18 protein-coding genes are annotated in these 18,355 nt (G+C 64.9%); 8 read left to right on the forward strand and 10 right to left on the reverse strand.

Annotated elements, in window-relative coordinates:
* Positions 1 to 2 precede the first annotated feature (2 nt).
* The 8 genes from XH91_RS20285 to XH91_RS20320 all read right to left on the reverse strand — a co-directional run bounded on the left by XH91_RS20285 (position 3) and on the right by XH91_RS20320 (position 7,999).
* The gene (locus tag XH91_RS20285) at positions 3 to 890 is read right to left on the reverse strand and encodes a YicC/YloC family endoribonuclease (protein ID WP_128952209.1); all 888 of its coding nucleotides are present in this window, start codon (positions 888 to 890) and stop codon (positions 3 to 5) included.
* 141 nt (positions 891 to 1,031) lie between these two features.
* A complete protein-coding gene (mltG, locus tag XH91_RS20290; protein WP_128952210.1) occupies positions 1,032 to 2,285 on the reverse strand; it encodes an endolytic transglycosylase MltG in 1,254 nt (417 codons plus the stop codon).
* 125 nt (positions 2,286 to 2,410) lie between these two features.
* A complete protein-coding gene (fabF, locus tag XH91_RS20295) occupies positions 2,411 to 3,676 on the reverse strand; it encodes a beta-ketoacyl-ACP synthase II (protein ID WP_128952211.1) in 1,266 nt (421 codons plus the stop codon).
* Positions 3,677 to 3,784: 108 nt separating this feature from the next.
* The gene (locus tag XH91_RS20300) at positions 3,785 to 4,024 is read right to left on the reverse strand and encodes an acyl carrier protein (RefSeq protein WP_008130699.1); all 240 of its coding nucleotides are present in this window, start codon (positions 4,022 to 4,024) and stop codon (positions 3,785 to 3,787) included.
* 309 nt (positions 4,025 to 4,333) lie between these two features.
* Positions 4,334 to 5,071, reverse strand: coding sequence for a 3-oxoacyl-[acyl-carrier-protein] reductase (fabG, locus tag XH91_RS20305; protein ID WP_057757979.1), 738 nt, complete (start codon positions 5,069 to 5,071; stop codon positions 4,334 to 4,336).
* Between the two features lie 68 nt (positions 5,072 to 5,139).
* The gene (fabD, locus tag XH91_RS20310; RefSeq protein ID WP_128952212.1) at positions 5,140 to 6,099 is read right to left on the reverse strand and encodes an ACP S-malonyltransferase; all 960 of its coding nucleotides are present in this window, start codon (positions 6,097 to 6,099) and stop codon (positions 5,140 to 5,142) included.
* Positions 6,100 to 6,265: 166 nt separating this feature from the next.
* Entirely contained in the window at positions 6,266 to 7,291 is a 1,026-nt protein-coding gene (locus XH91_RS20315; protein ID WP_128952213.1) for a fatty acid desaturase family protein, read from the reverse strand.
* A 3-nt stretch (positions 7,292 to 7,294) separates the two neighbouring features.
* Complete coding sequence (locus XH91_RS20320) at positions 7,295 to 7,999, reverse strand: TetR/AcrR family transcriptional regulator C-terminal domain-containing protein (RefSeq protein WP_128952214.1); 705 nt, start codon at positions 7,997 to 7,999, stop codon at positions 7,295 to 7,297.
* Positions 8,000 to 8,477: 478 nt separating this feature from the next.
* Between XH91_RS20320 and rpsF the strand changes: the two genes are divergently transcribed.
* The 4 genes from rpsF to rplI all read left to right on the forward strand — a co-directional run bounded on the left by rpsF (position 8,478) and on the right by rplI (position 10,975).
* On the forward strand, positions 8,478 to 8,975 hold the full coding sequence (gene rpsF / locus XH91_RS20325; protein WP_128952215.1) for a 30S ribosomal protein S6: 498 nt from the start codon (positions 8,478 to 8,480) through the stop codon (positions 8,973 to 8,975).
* 5 nt (positions 8,976 to 8,980) lie between these two features.
* Positions 8,981 to 9,220, forward strand: a complete 240-nt coding sequence (rpsR, locus tag XH91_RS20330) for a 30S ribosomal protein S18 (protein WP_007592020.1) — start codon at positions 8,981 to 8,983, stop codon at positions 9,218 to 9,220.
* A gap of 129 nt (positions 9,221 to 9,349) precedes the next feature.
* Positions 9,350 to 10,327: a DUF2232 domain-containing protein gene (locus XH91_RS20335; RefSeq protein ID WP_128952216.1), complete on the forward strand. Its 978-nt coding sequence runs from the start codon at positions 9,350 to 9,352 to the stop codon at positions 10,325 to 10,327.
* Between the two features lie 48 nt (positions 10,328 to 10,375).
* On the forward strand, positions 10,376 to 10,975 hold the full coding sequence (gene rplI / locus XH91_RS20340) for a 50S ribosomal protein L9 (RefSeq protein WP_128952217.1): 600 nt from the start codon (positions 10,376 to 10,378) through the stop codon (positions 10,973 to 10,975).
* 161 nt (positions 10,976 to 11,136) lie between these two features.
* Here the strand turns inward: rplI and XH91_RS20345 are convergent, their stop codons facing one another.
* Positions 11,137 to 12,171, reverse strand: coding sequence for a hypothetical protein (locus XH91_RS20345; RefSeq protein WP_164938298.1), 1,035 nt, complete (start codon positions 12,169 to 12,171; stop codon positions 11,137 to 11,139).
* Positions 12,172 to 12,450: 279 nt separating this feature from the next.
* On the opposite strand from XH91_RS20345, the gene XH91_RS20350 reads away from it, so the two are divergent.
* From XH91_RS20350 to alr, 3 genes are all read left to right on the forward strand, one after another.
* Positions 12,451 to 13,701, forward strand: coding sequence for a cyclopropane fatty acid synthase (locus XH91_RS20350; RefSeq protein ID WP_164934181.1), 1,251 nt, complete (start codon positions 12,451 to 12,453; stop codon positions 13,699 to 13,701).
* Between the two features lie 759 nt (positions 13,702 to 14,460).
* Positions 14,461 to 15,972, forward strand: coding sequence for a replicative DNA helicase (locus XH91_RS20360; protein ID WP_128952220.1), 1,512 nt, complete (start codon positions 14,461 to 14,463; stop codon positions 15,970 to 15,972).
* Between the two features lie 47 nt (positions 15,973 to 16,019).
* Positions 16,020 to 17,297: an alanine racemase gene (alr, locus tag XH91_RS20365; protein ID WP_164934184.1), complete on the forward strand. Its 1,278-nt coding sequence runs from the start codon at positions 16,020 to 16,022 to the stop codon at positions 17,295 to 17,297.
* A gap of 12 nt (positions 17,298 to 17,309) precedes the next feature.
* On the opposite strand, the gene XH91_RS20370 is transcribed toward alr, so the two are convergent.
* Entirely contained in the window at positions 17,310 to 17,528 is a 219-nt protein-coding gene (locus XH91_RS20370; protein WP_128952222.1) for a cysteine rich repeat-containing protein, read from the reverse strand.
* Between the two features lie 41 nt (positions 17,529 to 17,569).
* Between XH91_RS20370 and XH91_RS20375 the strand changes: the two genes are divergently transcribed.
* Entirely contained in the window at positions 17,570 to 18,340 is a 771-nt protein-coding gene (locus XH91_RS20375; RefSeq protein WP_128952223.1) for an exodeoxyribonuclease III, read from the forward strand.
* The last annotated feature ends 15 nt before the right edge of the window (positions 18,341 to 18,355 follow it).

Here is an 18,355-nt window from a genome sequence, read left to right on the forward strand (position 1 = left end):
GATCACTCCAGATTCTGGACCTGTTCGCGGAATTGCTCGACCACGTTCTTCATGGCGAGCCCGGTATTGGTCAGCTCGATGTCGTTCGACTTCGAACAGCAGGTGTTGACCTCGCGGTGAAACTCCTGCGCCAGGAAATCGAGCTTGCGGCCGATCGGGCCGCCCTTGCCGATCAGCTCGCGTGCTTGCGCGATGTGCGAGGCGATGCGGTCGAGCTCCTCGCGGATGTCGGCCTTGGTGGCGATCAGGATCGCCTCCTGCATCAGGCGATCGGAATCGAAACGGTCTGACGTGTCGAGCAGAGCCGCGATCTGCTCGGCGAGCCTCGCCTTGATGGCCTCCGGCTTTCGGCCCGGCGAGCCCTCCGCTTTCTTCGCGAGCTGCTCGACCTCGTCGACCCGCTGGGTCAGGATCTGGCCGAGCGAGGTGCCCTCGCGCTTGCGCATCGCCACGAGCTCGTCGAGCGCCTTGTCGAAGGCGTCGGCGGCGGCAGCGCGCGCGGCCTTGTCCTCTTCCTCGTCGCCCTCGGGCTCGGCGACCTCGACGACCCCCTTGATGGCGAGCAGGCCGTCGATGCTCGGCGCGACCGCGTCGACCTTGCCGGAGATCATTGCGGCGGCCTTCAGCACGGCGTTGAGCACGTCCTCATTGACGCGGACGGTGGCGGCCGCGTTGGCACGCTTGACGTTGAGATTGGCGTAGACCGTGCCGCGCGAGAGCAGCTCGCCGGCGCGCTTCTTGGCGTGGGCCTCGAGCTCGTCGAAGCCCTGCGGCAGCCGCACCCTGAGGTCAAAGCCCTTGGCGTTGACCGACTTCAACTCCCATTCGAACGTATACGGCCCGCTTGCGCCGTGGCTTCGGGCAAAGCCGGTCATGGACGACAGCGCCATCAGGTCAAATTCTCCGAAAACATGGGATTCGCAAGGCCATCGGGCCATGGGAATCTTAAGACTATTTTGCAGGAAAGTGGAATCCGCAAAGTCCGCAGGCAGGTCTGCGGGCACGTCTGCACGGACCCCGATAGGACCGGCCTAGCGCTGGACCACCGGCGGCGACAGTTGGACCGCGCCCTGGCGGGCAGGCCGCGCCGGCTTCTTCTGGGTCGGCTTGGGCGGCGTGGTCGCGGTTGGCGCCGTATCGGCGGCCGCAGGCGCGGCGGCGGCCGGCGGCTGCGCGTCATCGGCCGGCTCGACCGTGTCGTTCTGGATCTGCTTCTCCATCGCACGGAGTTTTGCGACGTTCTTCTGGTGCGCGTCGTAGGTTTCGGTGAAGGCATGGCCGCCCGAGCCGTCGGCGACGAAATAGAGGTCGCGGGTGCGGGCCGGGTTAGCGGCGGCCTCCAGCGAGGCGCGGCCGGGATTGGAGATCGGGCCCGGCGGCAGGCCTTCGATCACATAGGTGTTGTAGGGCGAGGGCTGCGTGATCTCGCTGCGCTTGATCGGACGCCCCAGCGTGCCCTTGCCGCCGACGAGGCCGTAGATGATGGTCGGGTCGGACTGCAGCTTGATCTTCTGCTTGAGCCGGTTGACGAACACGGCCGCAACACGGCTGCGCTCGTCCGGCTTGCCGGTCTCCTTCTCGACGATCGAGGCCAGCGTCACCAGTTGCTCCGGCGTCTTGATCGGCAGGTCCTGGCTGCGGCGCTCCCAGATCTCGGCGAGCACGCGCTTGTGCGCCTGCTGCATGCGCTGGATCACCTGGTCGCGCGGGGTCCCGCGCGGGAATTTGTAGGTCTCCGGCAGCAGCGTGCCTTCGCGCGGCAATTCGTGCACGCTGCCGGTGAAGATGTCGTTGTCGGTCAGCCGTGCCACGATCTGCTCGGAGGTCAGGCCTTCGGGAATCGTGACGGCATGCTGGACCACCTTGCCCTCGACGATGGTGCCGATGACATCGCGCAAGCTCGCGTTCTTCTGGAACGAATATTCACCGGGCTTCAGGTCCGAGCTCGCCTTCAGCGCAGCCACAGCGCCGATGAACACCCATGGGTTGACGTCGGTAACGCCTTCCTTGTTCAAGGTCTCGGCGATATCGCGCTTGCCAGCACGCTGCGGGATGTTGACGACCTTGTCTTCCTTCAGCGGCCCCGGCGACTCCAGCACCTGCCGGCCGTAATAATAGGCCGCGCCTGCGCCGATCATGCCGATCAAGAGCAAGGTGATGATGGCGTTGCCGACCACGACGAACGGGTTGCGCGCCCGCTCCGAACGCTTCGGCGGCGGCGGGACCTGCTCGGGCTCGAGCGCTGCCCGCGGACTCCGGGGCGAAATGGGCGGCCTTTCACTCATCGAAGCAACCTGAATCCTGCCGGTTCAATCGCAGCCTGACAATCGCTTGCCGAGCCAAATGCACGCGCCCACGGATATGACTATCGCCGAATACGGCAAAACGGTGGATTCGTCTCAAACGCAAACTATTGGGCCAGACGCCGGACGATCACCGACGCATTGGTACCGCCGAAACCGAAGGAATTCGACAACGCGATGTTCACCTCGCGCTGCTTCGCCTTGTGCGGCACGAGATCAATCGCGGTCTCCACCGACGGGTTGTCCAGATTGATGGTCGGCGGCACGACATTATCGCGAATCGCGAGGATCGCGAAGATCGCCTCGATCGCGCCGGCCGCGCCGAGCAGATGGCCGGTCGACGATTTGGTCGAGGACATCGCCACCTTGGAGGCGGCATTGCCGAGCAGCCGCTCCACCGCACCGAGCTCGATCTCGTCGCCGAGCGGCGTCGAGGTACCGTGCGCGTTGATGTAGTCGAGATCGGACGCAGTCAGGCCTGCGCGCTTGAGCGCGGCCGACATGCTGCGGAAACCGCCATCACCATCGGGCGACGGCGACGTAATGTGATAGGCGTCGCCGGACAGGCCATAGCCGATCACCTCGGCATAGATCCTCGCGCCACGGCGCCGGGCATGCTCGAGCTCCTCCAGGACGAGGACGCCGGCGCCCTCGCCCATCACGAAACCGTCGCGGTCCTTGTCGTAGGGACGCGAGGCCTTCTCGGGCGTCTCGTTGAAGCCGGTCGACAGCGCGCGTGCGGCATTGAAGCCGGCAATGCCGATGCGGCTGATCGGCGACTCCGCGCCGCCTGCGACCATGACGTCGGCATCGCCGAGCGCGATCAGGCGGGCCGCGTCACCGACCGCATGGGCGCCGGTCGAACAGGCCGTGACCACCGAATGGTTCGGGCCCTTCAGCCCGTGCTTGATCGACACATATCCGGAGGCCAGATTGATCAGGCGGCCCGGAATGAAGAACGGCGATACCTTGCGGGGTCCGCGCTCCTTCAGGAGGATCGCGGTGTCGGCGATACCGCTGAGGCCGCCGATGCCCGAGCCGATCATGGTGCCGGTCGCGCATTTGTCCTCTTCGGTCTCGGGATGCCAGTTGGCATCGTCGAGGGCCTGGCCGGCCGCGGCCATGCCGAAAATGATGAAGTCGTCGACCTTACGCTGGTCCTTCGGCTCCATCCACTTGTCGGGATTGAAGCTGTCGTTGCTGCCGTCGCCGCGCACGACGGTACAAGCGTACTTGGTCTGAAGATCGGAGACGTCGAAGCTCTCGATCCTGCGCGCGCCGCTCTCGCCGTCGAGGATGCGTTTCCAGGTGGCATCAACGCCGCAGCCGAGTGGCGACACCATGCCGAGACCAGTGACGACAACCCGCCTCATATCCGAAAACTCCGCATCGAAAGATTCACGGCCAATAACAAGAAACCGGCTGACCGCTGGGAGGCGGCCCGTCCGGTTTCAATGTTGTCCCCGCGAAAATGAAGAGCCTTAGCTCTTCGCGTTCTTCTCGAGAAACTTCGTGGCGTCGCCGACGGTGAGAATCGTCTCAGCGGCGTCGTCCGGAATCTCGCAACCGAATTCTTCTTCGAACGCCATCACCAGCTCGACGGTGTCCAGACTGTCGGCGCCGAGGTCATCGATGAAGCTCGCTGCGTCGACAACCTTCTCGGGTTCAACACCAAGGTGTTCGACCACGATCTTCTTAACCCGCTCGCCAATGTCACTCATTGCATAACCTCGTGTTGTTCCCTGTAGACCCGACCCCCCGGGACGATACGAGCCGTCGTGGTCGTTGACTGCCTTCGCTTACGAACTTTGATTTGGCCCCATCTTAACCGATAGAGGCCCGGCGAACGACGGCCAAGGCTCCGCATCGCCAATATACAGGGTTTCAAAAACCTGCAATGGCGTTCTTTGCCCATCCGTTGAAGGTCCGGTTATCATACTTCAACTGCCTTGACTACACGCCTCAATTCGCTCCGGAAACGGCCGTTTGCCGCATCTGCACCGCCCATGTGGGCAGTGCGGAACGGCGCGTCAGATCATGGCCATGCCGCCGTTGACATGGATGGTCTGGCCGGTGACGTAAGCAGCCTCGTTCGAACTCAGGTAAACGGCGGCGGCCGCGATATCCTCGGGCGTGCCCAGGCGGGCCGCCGGAACCTTGGCCAGAATGGTCTCGCGCTGCTTGTCGTTGAGCGCGTCGGTCATCGGCGTCTTGATGAAGCCGGGCGCGATGCAATTGGCGGTGACGCCGCGCTTGGCGTATTCGGCGCCCAGCGTCTTGATCATGCCGATCAGGCCGGCCTTCGACGCGGTGTAGTTGCCCTGCCCCGGATTGCCGGTCACGCCGACGATCGACGTGATCGCAATGATGCGGCCGAAGCGCTTGCGCATCATCAGTTTGGTGGCAGCACGCGCCAGGCGGAAGGTCGCGGTCAGGTTGACGTTGATGACCTCGTCCCAATCCTCGTCACGAAGCTGAACGAACAGATTGTCGCGCGTAATGCCGGCGTTGGCGATGAGGATGTCCACCTGGCCCATCGCGGCTTCAGCAGCCGGCACCAGTGCCTCGACCTCATCGGCCTTGGAGAGATTGCAAGGCAGCACGTGGGTGCGCTCGCCGAGCTTGCCGGCAAGCTCGTCCAGCACTTCCTTGCGCGTTCCCGAAATCGCGACGGTCGCGCCCTGCGCATGCAGCGCCTGCGCGATCGCGCCGCCGATGCCGCCGGTCGCGCCGGTGACGAGCGCCTTTTTGCCAGTCAGATCGAACATTGAGAAACTCCTTCAAAGCACGATCCGGAAAAGCGTGCAGCGGTTTTCCGGTAAGATCGTGCGGAAACTTAAGCCTGCTTCGCGGCGGCCAATGCATCCTTGGCGGCGGCAATATCGTTCGGGCCGCCCACCGCAACGCCGACGGCGCCGTCGGCAATGCGCTTGACGAGCCCCGTCAGCACCTTGCCCGCGCCGATCTCGAAGAAACGGGTGACGCCCTGCCCCGCCATATAGGCGACCGACTCGCGCCAGCGCACGGTGCCGGTTACCTGCTCGACCAGCCGGCGGCGAATGTCGTCGGGATCGGTGATGGCTGATGCCAGCACGTTCGACACCAGCGGCGCAGCCGGCGCCTTGATCGTGACCTTGGACAGCGCCTCGGCCATGGCGTCGGCCGCGGGCTGCATCAGTCGACAATGGAATGGCGCGGACACCGGCAGCAGCATCGCGCGCTTGGCCCCCTTGGTCTTGGCGATCTCGACGGCGCGATCGACTGCCGCCTTGTCGCCGGAGACGACCACCTGCCCGCCGCCATTGTCATTGGCCGCCTGACAGACCTGGCCCTGCGCCGCCTCCCTGGCGACCTCCATGGCCGCGTCATAATCCAGTCCGAGCAGCGCAGCCATGGCGCCGGCGCCAACAGGTACGGCTTTTTGCATTGCGAGACCGCGGGTGCGAAGCAGCCGCGCGGTGTCGGAGATGGTCAGGCTGCCGGCCGCGGCCAGCGCCGAATATTCGCCGAGCGAGTGACCGGCGACGAAGGCGGCATCCCGTGCCACGGAAAACCCGGCTTCAGCCTCCAGCACACGCAGGGTCGCCACAGACACCGCCATCAAGGCCGGCTGTGCGTTCTCGGTGAGCTGAAGCGTCTCGGCCGGGCCGTCCCAGATCGTCGCTGTCAGCTTCTCTCCTAGCGCGGCATCGACCTCGTCGAACACGGCGCGCGCCACAGGAAAAGCGTCGGCCAGCGCCTTGCCCATGCCGACCGCCTGGGAACCCTGCCCCGGAAATGTGAATGCTGCCGTCATCGGCGCGCTCCCTGGATCGCTCAACACGAGAACCCGGCAGCCGATGACGTCCGGCCCGAGCCTTGGTTCCCGACCATGCTCCGAAAGGGGCCGTAGACACTGTCCGGGGCCGGAATGTCAAGCCAAGATAAGAGCTTCGGCCGGCGTTCAACTGGGGATCCGGCCGCTAGAATCCGCCGTTGGTCTGGTTGGCGTCGACCGCCGCCCCTGCCCGCGCGCGGCGCGCACTGTTCACCAGCTGACCGGGACGGTCGTCCCGATCAGGCTTCGCCGTCGCAAGCCGTAGAACCGCGGCGTAACCAGGCTGAACCTCCATGCGACCGGCGTGACGGCTCTCGCTGAGCAGGCGATGGACCTTCGGCAGGTTGTAGCAGGGCACGTAGAACAAGAGATGATGCTCGAGGTGGTAGTTCACGTAATACGGCGCGATGAACAGCCGCTCGAGGAAGTTGGCGTGCGTGGTGCGGGTGTTGCGCAAGGGATCGCGGCTGTCAGGCACGACGGCGTGTTCGGCGATGTTGCGGATGCGGGTGATCACCATCATCCAGGTGAGCAGCGGCACCAGCCACAGCAGCGGATAGGCCCACCACACACCGGCCGCCGCAAGGCCAGCAAACATCGCGGCGTTGACGAGGCACTGCGGACCGAGCTTCTCCCGGAAATGCGCGGCGCGCCGGCGCCACGGCCAGTCCTTTGGCCCGAGCGCATTGAGCAATTGCGCCTTGCGCTGCTGGTAGCCGGTTTGCCCGGTGATGTCGCGAATGAACTTGCGGCGGTAGCTCAGCTTGGTGATCGGAAACGGCGCCGACAACACCAGATCAGGATCGTCCTCCTGCTGGGTGCGCGCGTGATGCTGCAAATGATAGCGCCGATAGCTGCGCGTCTCGGCAAAGAGCGGATAGGCGCAGAGCCACTGGCTCAGCGCCAGATTGGTTTTCTCGTCCGCGGACAGGCAGCCATGCGCGCCGTCATGCATCAGGATCGCGAGACCCAGCTGGCGCGAGCCGATGACGGCGACGGCGAGAACATAGCTGATCGGATTGGGCCACCACGCCACCAGCGCGATCGCGCCAATGATGAGCGCCCAGGCGTGCGCGATCATCGCGACGCCTTTCCAGGTCACGCGCTGGCGTATGTCGGCGAGTTGATCGTCGGTCAGGAAATCGCGGGCCCGCATGCGAAGCGCGGTCATGACCTAGCCCTCCTCGTTCTGACGGTTCGACGCGTTACGCTCGTCGACGAGACGCAGATGTGCTGGATCGCCGATCGATTTCGCCTGCTCACCGAGCACGCGCAGCATTTCGGCGCAGAGCGCCTCGGGCGAGCGGCCCATGGCATAACCTTCAAGGACGACGCCGATGGCGACCGCCCAGAACCGCCGCGAGCTTTCGTCGGGCGCGCGCAACGAACGCCAGCCATGGCGCGCCACCTGGCCGGCATAGGCGCGCGCGCCTTCAGCATGCAGGCGCTCGATGGTGCGCTCGACCAGCGGCGCCAAATCCTGGCGTCGCCGCGTCAGCGTCAGCGCCTCTGCAAAGAATGCGATCGAATCGCTCGCGGTCACGGCCTCAGCCAATGCCTGCGTGTAGTCCCGCGGCGTCCGCGCCTTCAGCGCCGCCTGCTCGGTCGCACGCGCCAGATACAGAAGATCGCGGCAGGCGCATTCGACGAACAACGCCTCCTTGGTGCGGAAGTAATAGGTGATCTGGCTTGGAAACGCGTCCGCGGCGGCCGCGATGTCGCTGATCGCGGTACCCGACAGCCCCCGCTCCCGAAACAGCGGACTCGCTGCATCCAGCAACAGGGACCGCATCTTGCGGCCGGCCGAGCGTGTCGCTCGGGCCGCGTGTTTGGGCTCGTCAGCCGTCTCAAGCGGCTCGTGCAATGGCTTTTCCACCACAGATCCTCTCTCGCTTTATTTGTATGACATACAAACAAATAAATCAAGCCGGTTATGGTATTTGAGGACCGGCCATCCCTGGCTGTCATGCCCCGCGAAGGCGGGGCATCCAGTACGCCGCGCCCTATCGGCACAACCACAACCGCCTCTAGGTGCTGGATCGCCCGGTCACGCCGGGCGATGACACTGAGTGTGTGGCGAGCACATTCGGCCGCCCCGCGCCGGAACCATCTGGGGCCCAAAAACATGGCCTCAAACCTTGCCAAGCCGGCCAAAATCCGTATAACGCGCGCATCCGCAGACCCCGGCCGGGAGCTGAACGGACGGTCTCAGCAAATCCTCAGTGATTTTGGTGTGGCAGGGCCAGTCGGCCCGTCGTCCCGTGTTTCCGCCTTCTGAGCTTAATCCCAGAGTCCTTTCCGAAGGTCTCTTAAGGGCTTGACGCCGGGCAATGCGCCAACATGAGGAAAGGACTGATATGGCTCTCTATGAGCATGTTTTTCTCGCGCGCCAGGACGCGAGCACGCAGCAGGTCGAAGAGCTGACTGCGCAGATGACCGGCATCGTCGAAGGTCTCGGCGGCAAGGTCACCAAGACCGAGAATTGGGGCGTTCGCTCCCTCACCTACCGCATGAACAAGAACCGCAAGGCGCACTTCGTGCTGCTCAACATCGACGCGCCGTCCGCGGCGATCGCCGAGATCGAGCGCCAGGAGCGCATCAGCGAGGACGTGATCCGCTATCTCAGCGTTCGCGTCGAAGAGCTCGAGGAAGGCCCGTCCGCGATGATGCGCAAGGCGGATCGTGATCGCGAGCGTGACGATCGTGGCGGCGGCTTCCGCGGCGAGCGTGAAGGCGGTTTCCGTGGCGACCGCGAGGGCGGTTTCCGTGGCGGCGATCGTGATGGTGGCGGCTTCCGCGGCGATCGCGGCCCGCGCCGCCCGCGCGACGAAGCTGAAACGACGGATGGGGAGTAAGAACAATGGCTGAAGCTGGTGCACGTCGCCCGTTCTTCCGTCGCCGCAAGAGCTGCCCTTTCACGGGAGCCAATGCGCCGAAGATCGACTACAAGGACTCCAAGCTGCTGATGCGTTACGTCTCCGAGCGCGGCAAGATCGTGCCGAGCCGCATCACCGCGGTGTCCGCGAAGAAGCAGCGTGAGCTCGCCCGCGCCATCAAGCGCGCGCGCTTCCTGGGCCTGCTGCCCTACGTCATTCGCTAAGACGAATCCGACCGGCGGCGATCACGCCGCCGGTCGTAACGTTTCTGAACTCATAAGGCTTCCGGATCGTCCCGGTCGCCGATGGTTGGGGCAGACGCCTCTAACCGCTCGAAGGGAGCGGGACAGCTGATGATGGTATTTGGACTGATAGCCCTGATCGCCGGCGCTGCGTCGGCCCTGATGTTCGCCTCGATCGTGTCGGGCGCGCTGATCTCGCTCGTCCTGTTCTATCTCGCACCACTGCCGCTGATGGTCGCCGCGATCGGCTGGGGGCCGCTCTACGCTAGCCTCGGCGGAATCGCTGCCGCCGTGGGCCTGGGCGCGATCTTTGGCCTGCCCTATTGCCTCGCCTTTGCCGTCACCGTCGCATTGCCGGCCTGGTGGCTCGGCCATCTCGTCTTGCTCGGTCGGCAGGTGGCGAGCATCACGCCTGACGCAGCCGTTGCTGCACCAGCCGAGCCCGAAATCGAATGGTATCCGGTCGGCCGCATCCTGTTGTGGATCGCGGGCTTCGCCACGCTGACCACGCTCGCCGCCCTGCTCACGCTCGGCACCGACGCTGACACGATCACCGGAACGCTGCGCCGCGGCTTGACGCGCATCCTCCACGCCACCGATCCGCAGGCCACGGGCGAGGCCGACCAGTTCATCGATGCGTTGGTCCGCATCGCGCCGGCTGCTGCCGCCGTCGTCTCGATGATGACGCTCACGCTCAACCTTTGGCTCAGCGCCAAGGTGACGGCGACATCGGGCCGGTTACGCCGCCCCTGGCCGGATATGAAAACGGCCGAACTGCCGCCGATGACGCTCGCGGTGCTCTGCATCGCGCTTGCCTTCTGCTTCACCGGCGGCCTGGTCGCAATCGTCGCGCAGATCACCACCGCGGCGTTGATGATGGCTTACGCGCTGACCGGCTTCGCCGTGCTGCACACGCTGACGCTCGCGCTCAAGAGCCGCACCTTCTGGCTCGGATCAACCTATGCCGTCGTCGTCGTGTTCGGCTGGCCAGTGATCGCGATGGTGATCCTGGGGCTTGCGGATGCCGTGTTCGGCTTCCGCGAGCGCTTCCTGCGCAGCCGGCAGCCGCCGCCATTGCCGACCTCTTGAGTTCAACCCGAAACTGAAAAACCCAGAGCACTTCAAAGGAGAACGAATATGGAAGTCATTTTGCTGGAACGCGTGAGCAAGCTCGGCCAGATGGGCGAAGTCGTGAAGGTTCGCGACGGCTATGCCCGCAATTTCCTGCTCAAGCGCGGCAAGGCGCTGCGCGCCACCGCGGATAACCGCGCCAGGTATGACGGCATGAAGGCCGACCTCGAGGCTCGCAACCTCGCCTCGAAGGGCGAAGCGTCCAAGGTCGCCGAGAAGATCCAGGGCAAGAACATCATCGTGATCCGTCAGGCCTCCGAAGCCGGCCAGCTGTTCGGCTCGGTCACCGTGCGTGACGTGGTCGCCGCCTTCGAAGCCGATGGCGTCAGCCTCGCCCGTCCGCAGGTGCAGCTCGATGCTCCGATCAAGACCATCGGCAAGCACAGCATCACTGTTGCCGTTCATCCCGAGGTCGAGGTCGAGGTCACCGTCACCGTTGCGCGCAGCCAGGATGAGGCCGAGCGCATCAACCGCGGCGAAGACATCTCCACCCGCAACGAAGACCGCGACGCCGCCGCCGAGGCGATCGCCGCTGCCGGCGAGTTCTTCGATCCGGAAGCCCAGCACGACGAGGTCGAGCCGGCCCCGGCTGCGGAAGAGAAGTAAGCTCGCTTTTACGCAAGGCTGCGAAGCCCGGCTGCCTCAGGCGGCCGGGCTTTTCGTTTCTGCACCGACATCCTCGCTCGGCATCGCGATCGAGGCGAGCGGTCAAGACGACGAAGGCCGCGCCGGGCGCGGCCTTGCGAGATCGACGGGGAGCGTGCTGCCTAGCGCGAGATCGGCGGCGCCGGCGGACCGGAGGACTCGGCCGGTGCGGGCGATGGGGCCGCGGCGGGCGCGGACGGCGCGGGCTCTGCCGCCTTGGCCGGCGGCTCGGCGCTTGGCGCGGGCTCGGCCGGTTTGGCAACGGCCGCTTCCGCGGGCTTGGGCGCAGCCGGTTCAGCCGGCTTGGCGGCGGCCGGCGGAGCCGGTGTCACTTGCGGCACCGGATCAGGGCGCAGAGCGGGCGTCTCGCTGGCGCTCGGCTCGACCTTGACACTGTTGTCAGGCTTGGCCTCTGCCGGCTTCTCCGTCGGCTTGCCGCTTTCGGGCTTGGACTCGGAGTCGACCTTCGCGCTCTCGCTCTTCGGTTCGGACTTCGGTTCAATCTTGGGTTCGATCTTCGGCTCAACCTTGGGCTCGGATTTCGACTCGGTCTTTGGCGCGGCCGTCTCTTCCGTCTCCGGCTTGGCGCGCTTGCTCATGCGCTTGCCCTTGCCCTTGCGGCCCTCGGGCGGTTGTTCGGTGGTCGCCTCGGGCTTCGCACCTTCCTTGGCACCCTCTTCGCTCGGTCGCGCGGCGCGCTTCTGGCGGCCCTCAGGCGCCGGGGTCGTCGGAGCGCCCTCGCCGTCCGGCCTGGTGGCTTCCTGCCGCTGGCGGCGGCCCTGATGCTCGGGCGGCTGTCCGGGATTCGTATTGGCGTCCCTCTCCCGGGCGCCGTCCTTTTTCTCCTTGCCGTCCTTCCCGTCCTTGGCCTGATAGCGCGTGTCGGCAGCACCATTGGAGACGAGGTAAGAGGCCAGCACGCCGGCCATGTCGGGGCTGGTGGTGTAGTGCTGACGCAGGAAGCCCGGGAGCGAGCCCGGCGCCACCGTCTTCAACAGCCCCCGCGGGCTCTTGTGGCAGGCATTGCAAGTCTGCGCGAAAATCTGCGATGGGGCCTTGCCGGCCTCGAGGTTCGTCGCCTGCGCCAGAACGGCATCGGAGGCGCCGAAGCCGATCAGAAACAGCACCGTGGCGAGGCTGAGCGCTCGGCTCGACATTCCCATCATCTCCATTGAAATCCGACAGATACGGCCGGCGTAAGGCGCGGCGGCGGTCACCTTTTAGCCGATTGCGCTGCGAATGGAAGCAGGCTCCAGGCGCAAGGATGTGATTAAGCGCCTCGGGAATATCTGCCGTGAACACAACGCAATAGCGGCACGCAAACGCCCTCCCCAGATTTAGATGCAAACGCATAGGAACCGAGCGGGACCCTGAGCGTCAGAACTAAAGGCCGGGATAGTCGCATCTCTTCGGGTTCGCTCGAGAGGAAGGTGTGGATGGACCGATTGTTGCTTAGATTCCTGTCTCAATTCATTCGCCGGGGGTCGCTGACCGTGACCACGGCAACGGGATCGAAATTCACTGCCGGCGACGGCTCGGGCGAGCCGATTGCGGTACGCTTCGTGACATCAGACGCAGAGCGAAAGATCCTCATCAATCCCGAGCTCGGGCTTGGCGAGGCCTATATGAACGGCGAGTTCGTCGTCGAGCGTGGCAACATAGCTGACGCCCTCGCGATTCTGCTCGATCAGGCCGACCTGTTGCCGCGCTGGGCAAAACCCTGGTGGCACCTGCGCTATCTCGTCCGGCATCTGAGACAGTTCAATCCGCGGACGCGCTCGCGCAGCAATGTCGCGCATCACTATGATCTCGACGCGCGGCTCTATTCGCTCTTCCTCGACGCCGACAAGCAATATAGCTGCGCCTATTTCGAGACGCCGGACGCCACGCTCGACGACGCGCAGCTCGCCAAGAAGCGGCATGTCAGTGCAAAGCTGCTGGTCAAGCCCGGCCAGCGCGTGCTCGACATCGGATCGGGCTGGGGTGGGCTCGGTCTCTATCTCGCCGAGATCGCAGGCGCCGACGTGACCGGCGTGACGCTGTCGACCGAGCAGTTGCAGGTGGCGAATACGCGCGCCGCCGAGAAGGGTCTGACGCATCAGGCGCGCTTCCTGCTCCAGGACTATCGCGACATCGACGGGCCGTTCGACCGTATCGCGTCGGTTGGCATGTTCGAGCATGTCGGAGCCAGGTTTTATGACACTTACTTCCAGCGCTGCGCCGAGCTGCTGAGCGACGACGGCGTCATGTTGCTGCACTCGATCGGCCGCTCGCAGGGACCGGATTCGACCAATCCCTGGATCGCCAAATACATCTTCCCCGGCGGCTACATCCCGTCTCTCTCGGAGGTGTTGCCCGCGATCGAGAACGCCGGGCTATTGGTCTGCGACATCGAGATTCTGCGGATGCACTACGCCGAGACGCTGAAGGCCTGGCGGGAGCGCTTCATGGCGCGGCGCGAGGAAGCCGTGCAGCTTTATGACGAGCGCTTCGCCTTGATGTGGGAATTCTATCTCGCCGCATGCGAGATGACGTTCCGCAAGCAGGCCATGATGAACTTCCAGATCCAGCTGACCAAGCGCCAGGGTGTCGTGCCGATGACCCGCGATTATATCGCGCATGAGGAAGCCCGGCTGCGCGCCGTTGAGGGCGGCGCCCGGCCGAAGCTGCAGCTTGCCGGTGAATGAGTTCTAGTGACGAAGCGTGGAAATCGGCGATACCCGGAAAGATGCCGTTAACGCCAGTTGCGCCCTGAACGCCACGATGACCTCGGGTGCGACTGGCCGACGCCGGATTTCTGGCCGTTCGACATCCTGCATGGCCGCGATCAGCCCGGACAGCCACAACCGGCTACCTGCCTCGCTTCGCCAGATCTGCTGCTGCCGTTCTGGCCGCATCGCGTGCCTCGTCTCCCGTGAGGTGGGTGGGGATAATCCCCGGGTCACCCGCCTGTTCCTTGTCCTACCCCCGAAAGAATCCGGGGAGATGTGATCTGGTTCACATTCCTCTCGACAGCGCTGCCTTAGACCATCACCCATGAGAAAGCAGACCCAAACCTCATTCGACGTCCAGGACGATCTCCGCACCGACTACGCCCTGATCGCCACCGGCGTCGGCGCGGCCCTGCTTGCGCTGATTTATCTCCTGCTGGTCTGATCCCGCATCGAAAAACGCCAGCGCATCGTTTGGCGCCCCTTGCAAATAGGTCTGCGGCTCAATTCATTAGGTTCACCTCATCCGGATTTTTCCGTGGCGCGATCGCGGCCACTTCGGGTCTGGCCTCGGGTTCCGTGAAAATCCGTCAAGCGCGGCGAATGCCGAGGCCGCCAATCATCCACCGCTTTTAAGATCGGTTGATAGAGACGAAGTTTTAGCTTCCGCTTTGGCTTGCGGCGGCGCTTTATCCCGGCCCCGCATCCGCCGCAGAAAATTGCTATCGCTCGACCATGGCCCTGACTGATTCGAACGTCCTCAAACTCGCGCCCGAGCCCGGCACTCCCGCTTATCGGAGCGCGCCGCACAATATCGAGGCGGAACAGAGCCTTCTGGGCGCGATCCTGGTCAACAACGACGCCTTCTACCGGGTCTCCGACTTCCTGGAATCGAAGCATTTCTTCGAGCCGCTGCACCAGACCATTTTCGAGACCGCCGGCAGCCTGATCCGGATGGGCAAGATCGCCACGCCCGTCACGTTGAAGACGTTCCTGCCCGCCGACACCGACGTCGGCGGCATGACCATCGGCCAATACCTGGCGCGGCTCGCGGCCGAAGCGACCACCATCATCAACGCCCAGGACTATGGGCGCACCGTCTACGACCTGTCCCTGCGGCGTGACCTGATCGGCATCGGCGAGGACATGGTCAATGTCGCTTATGACGCCCCGGTCGACTTCCAGCCGCGGGCGCAGATCGAGGACGCCGAGCGAAAGCTCTACGAGCTTGCCGAGTCCGGCCGGTACGACGGCGGCTTCCAGAAATTCTCGCAGGCGTTGGCGGTCGCGGTCGACCTCGCGGCCAAGGCGTTCCAGCGCGACGGAAAGCTGTCCGGAATTTCAACGGGCATGCGCGACCTCGACACCAAGATGGGCGGCCTGCAGCACTCCGACCTCATCATCGTCGCGGGCCGTCCCGGTATGGGCAAGACCTCGCTGGCGACCAACATCGCCTACAATGTCGCGCGAGCCTACGTTCCGGAGCTCCAGGCCGACGGCACCACCAAGGCCGCCAACGGCGGCGTGATCGGTTTCTTCTCCTGCGAAATGTCGGCCGACCAGCTCGCCACGCGTATCGTGGCCGAGCGCACCGGCGTTCCCTCCTCCCACATCCGCCGCGGCGGCATCTCGGAAGCCGATTTCGACAAGATCCGGGAGGTCTCGATCGAGCTGCAATCGCTGCCGTTCTATGTCGACGCGACTGGTGGCCTGTCGATCGCGCAACTGATGGCGCGCGCGCGCCGTCTGAAGCGACAGAAGGGTCTCGACCTTCTCGTGATCGACTACATCCAGCTGCTCTCCGGCTCGAGCAAGCGCGCCAGCGATAGCCGCGTGCAGGAAATCACGGAGATCACGACCAGCCTGAAGGCCCTCGCCAAGGAACTCAATGTTCCCGTTATCGCGCTGTCCCAGCTCTCACGCCAGGTCGAATCTCGCGACGACAAACGGCCGCAGCTCTCCGACTTGCGTGAATCCGGATCGATCGAGCAGGACGCCGACGTCGTCCTGTTCGTGTACCGCGAGGAATATTACCTCGCGATGAAGGAGCCCCGCCCGGGCACACCTGAACACGAGAAGTGGCAGCTTGACATGAGCCTTGCCCACGGAAAGGCCGAGGTCATCATCGGCAAGCAGCGCCACGGCCCGACCGGCACCGTCGATTTGGCGTTCGAAGCTTCGGTCACAAGGTTCGGCGACCTCGCGCCAGACAGTCAGGTGCCGGCTCGCGGCGGCGACGACTACTGAGTTCCTTGAACCGGCCCTGCCTCTTCGCGTAAAACGGCGCCATGACATTGGCGTCCGACCCGAACATGATCCCGCAATCCGGCCTTCTCTCCGCGGAAGCCAACCAGGCTGCCGCACTCGCTGCCTATGGCGGCGTGCTTACCGTCGATCTCGACGCCATCATCGCCAACTGGCGCAAGCTCGAGAAGACCGCCGTGCCGGCCGAGTGCTCGGCGGTGATCAAGGCCGATGCCTATGGCTGCGGCACTGCGCAGGTCGCGCAGGCGCTCAACAAGGCGGGCTGCAAGACCTTCTTCGTCGCCACCATCGAGGAGGCCCGCACCGCGCGCGCAGCGGTGCCTGATGCCACGATCTACGTGCTCGGCGGCTATTTCCAGAACACCGGCGAGCACTACGCCAAGATCAATTGCCGTCCGGTGATCGGCGATCTCAACGAGCTCGCCGAATGGGACGTGTTCTGCCGCCGCACCGGCTGGTCCGGCGGCGCCGCCATCCACATCGACACCGGCATGAACCGGCTCGGGCTGACGCTATCGGAAGCGCAGGCCATCATCCCCCGCATCAATGCTGGCGATCACGGCATCACGCTGGTGATGAGCCATCTGGTCTCGGCCGAGCAGCTCAACAGCCCGATCAACGCAAAACAACTCGCGGCCTTCCGCGGCATCGCCAGCGAATTCTCCGGCGTGCCGGCGGCGCTCGCCAATTCATCCGGCATCTTCCTCGGCGCGCCATTCCAGTTCGACATGGTGCGGCCGGGCGCCGCGCTCTACGGTGTCAATCCGACGCCGGAGGCCGACAATCCGATGCAACAGGTGGTCGACCTCAAGGCGCGCATCGTGCAGACCCGCTCGATCGAGCGCGGTGAGACGGTCGGCTACGGCGGCACCTGGTCCGCACGGCGGCCGACCAGGCTTGCGATCATCGCAGTCGGCTATGCCGACGGCTATTTCCGCGCCGCCAGCTCCAATGATGGAACCCGCGGCGCCGAGGTGATCGTCGCCGGCAAGCGCTGCCCGGTCGCCGGACGCATCTCGATGGACCTGATCGCGATCGACATCACCGATCTGCCACCGAACGCGGCCCGCCGCGGCCACATGGTCACGCTGCTCGGCGAGGGCATCACCGTCGACGAGCTCGCCCATCATTTCGGCACGATCGGCTACGAGGTGCTGACCAGCCTCGGCCACCGCTACGCCCGCGTCTACAAGGGTGGCAACGTGGTCGAGCCGCTGGTGAAGCCGGAACCCGCCAAGGCCGCGGACCAGCCGGCCTCCCCGCCGCCACTCGAGCAGCCGCCGGCCCCGCCGCCGCTGCCGAGCTGAGCGTCTCGCCGCTTACTTCTTGCGGCTGTCGAGCGCCGCCTTGCAGGTCGCGCTGAGCTGGTCGCGCTTGGCGTTCAGGCAGGCGATGATCTTGCCGCCGCCCGGCGCGATGCCGGCGCAGAATTTGTCGTAATCCGCCTTGCACGCGCCGCGCGGATCGGCCGATTGTGCCGAGGCGGCCCCGGAGAGTGCGACGACGAATGCGATAGCGGCAAAGCTCAACTTGGACATTGTATCTCCGGTGTGGGGACGTACGAGGCGATCAGCTCTACATGAAGATTGCGACATTCAACATCAACAACATCAACCGCCGCCTGCCCAATCTGCTCGCATGGATGCGCGCGGCGAAGCCCGATGTCGTCGCGCTTCAGGAATTGAAGGCAAGTGATGGCGAATTTCCGGCGGCCGCGATCGAAAAAGCCGGCTATGGCGCCGTCTGGCGCGGACAAAAGACCTGGAACGGCGTCGCCATCCTCGCCCGCAATGCCGAGCCTGTACTGACGCGCGACCGGCTGCCGGGACGGCCCGACGATCACGAGGCGCGCTACATCGAGGCTGCCGTGCGCGGCATCATCGTCACCAGCATCTACCTGCCGAACGGCAATCCGCAACCGGGGCCGAAATTCGATTACAAGCTCGACTGGTTCGCCCGGCTGAAGCGCCACGCCAGGACCTTCCTCAAGCAGGATCTGCCCGTGGTGCTTGCCGGCGACTACAACGTTGCGCCCACCGACATCGACATCTATCCGACGCGTTCGTGGGACAAGGATGCGCTGATCCAGCCGAAGAGCCGCGCGGCGTACGCCTCGCTCGTCGAGCAAGGCTGGTGCGATGCGATCCGCGAGCTGCATGGAGACACGCGCATCTACACGTTCTGGGATTACAAGCGAAACCGCTGGCCGCGCGATGCAGGCTTGCGGCTTGATCATCTGCTGCTGAGCCCTGCCCTCGTCTCGCGCCTGGCCAAGGCCGGCGTGGACAAGAAGGTTCGGGGCGAGGACGGCGCGAGCGATCACGCGCCGGCCTGGGTAGTGCTGAAATAAGCAAGGCGATCGCCC

The sequence above is a fragment of the Bradyrhizobium guangzhouense genome, assembly GCF_004114955.1.
Classification (GTDB): Bacteria; Pseudomonadota; Alphaproteobacteria; order Rhizobiales; family Xanthobacteraceae; genus Bradyrhizobium; species Bradyrhizobium guangzhouense.

Excerpts from the sequence above, each read along its gene's own strand:
- XH91_RS20285 (WP_128952209.1), bottom strand. The coding sequence starts at position 890 with ATGGCGCTGTCGTCCATGACCGGCTTTGCCCGAAGCCACGGCGCAAGC.
- mltG (WP_128952210.1), bottom strand. The coding sequence starts at position 2,285 with ATGAGTGAAAGGCCGCCCATTTCGCCCCGGAGTCCGCGGGCAGCGCTC.
- fabF (WP_128952211.1), bottom strand. The coding sequence starts at position 3,676 with ATGAGGCGGGTTGTCGTCACTGGTCTCGGCATGGTGTCGCCACTCGGC.
- XH91_RS20300 (WP_008130699.1), bottom strand. The coding sequence starts at position 4,024 with ATGAGTGACATTGGCGAGCGGGTTAAGAAGATCGTGGTCGAACACCTT.
- fabG (WP_057757979.1), bottom strand. The coding sequence starts at position 5,071 with ATGTTCGATCTGACTGGCAAAAAGGCGCTCGTCACCGGCGCGACCGGC.
- fabD (WP_128952212.1), bottom strand. The coding sequence starts at position 6,099 with ATGACGGCAGCATTCACATTTCCGGGGCAGGGTTCCCAGGCGGTCGGC.
- XH91_RS20315 (WP_128952213.1), bottom strand. The coding sequence starts at position 7,291 with ATGACCGCGCTTCGCATGCGGGCCCGCGATTTCCTGACCGACGATCAA.
- rpsF (WP_128952215.1), top strand. The coding sequence starts at position 8,478 with ATGGCTCTCTATGAGCATGTTTTTCTCGCGCGCCAGGACGCGAGCACG.
- rpsR (WP_007592020.1), top strand. The coding sequence starts at position 8,981 with ATGGCTGAAGCTGGTGCACGTCGCCCGTTCTTCCGTCGCCGCAAGAGC.
- XH91_RS20335 (WP_128952216.1), top strand. The coding sequence starts at position 9,350 with ATGATGGTATTTGGACTGATAGCCCTGATCGCCGGCGCTGCGTCGGCC.
- rplI (WP_128952217.1), top strand. The coding sequence starts at position 10,376 with ATGGAAGTCATTTTGCTGGAACGCGTGAGCAAGCTCGGCCAGATGGGC.
- XH91_RS20345 (WP_164938298.1), bottom strand. The coding sequence starts at position 12,171 with ATGTCGAGCCGAGCGCTCAGCCTCGCCACGGTGCTGTTTCTGATCGGC.
- XH91_RS20350 (WP_164934181.1), top strand. The coding sequence starts at position 12,451 with ATGGACCGATTGTTGCTTAGATTCCTGTCTCAATTCATTCGCCGGGGG.
- XH91_RS20360 (WP_128952220.1), top strand. The coding sequence starts at position 14,461 with ATGGCCCTGACTGATTCGAACGTCCTCAAACTCGCGCCCGAGCCCGGC.
- XH91_RS20370 (WP_128952222.1), bottom strand. The coding sequence starts at position 17,528 with ATGTCCAAGTTGAGCTTTGCCGCTATCGCATTCGTCGTCGCACTCTCC.
- XH91_RS20375 (WP_128952223.1), top strand. The coding sequence starts at position 17,570 with ATGAAGATTGCGACATTCAACATCAACAACATCAACCGCCGCCTGCCC.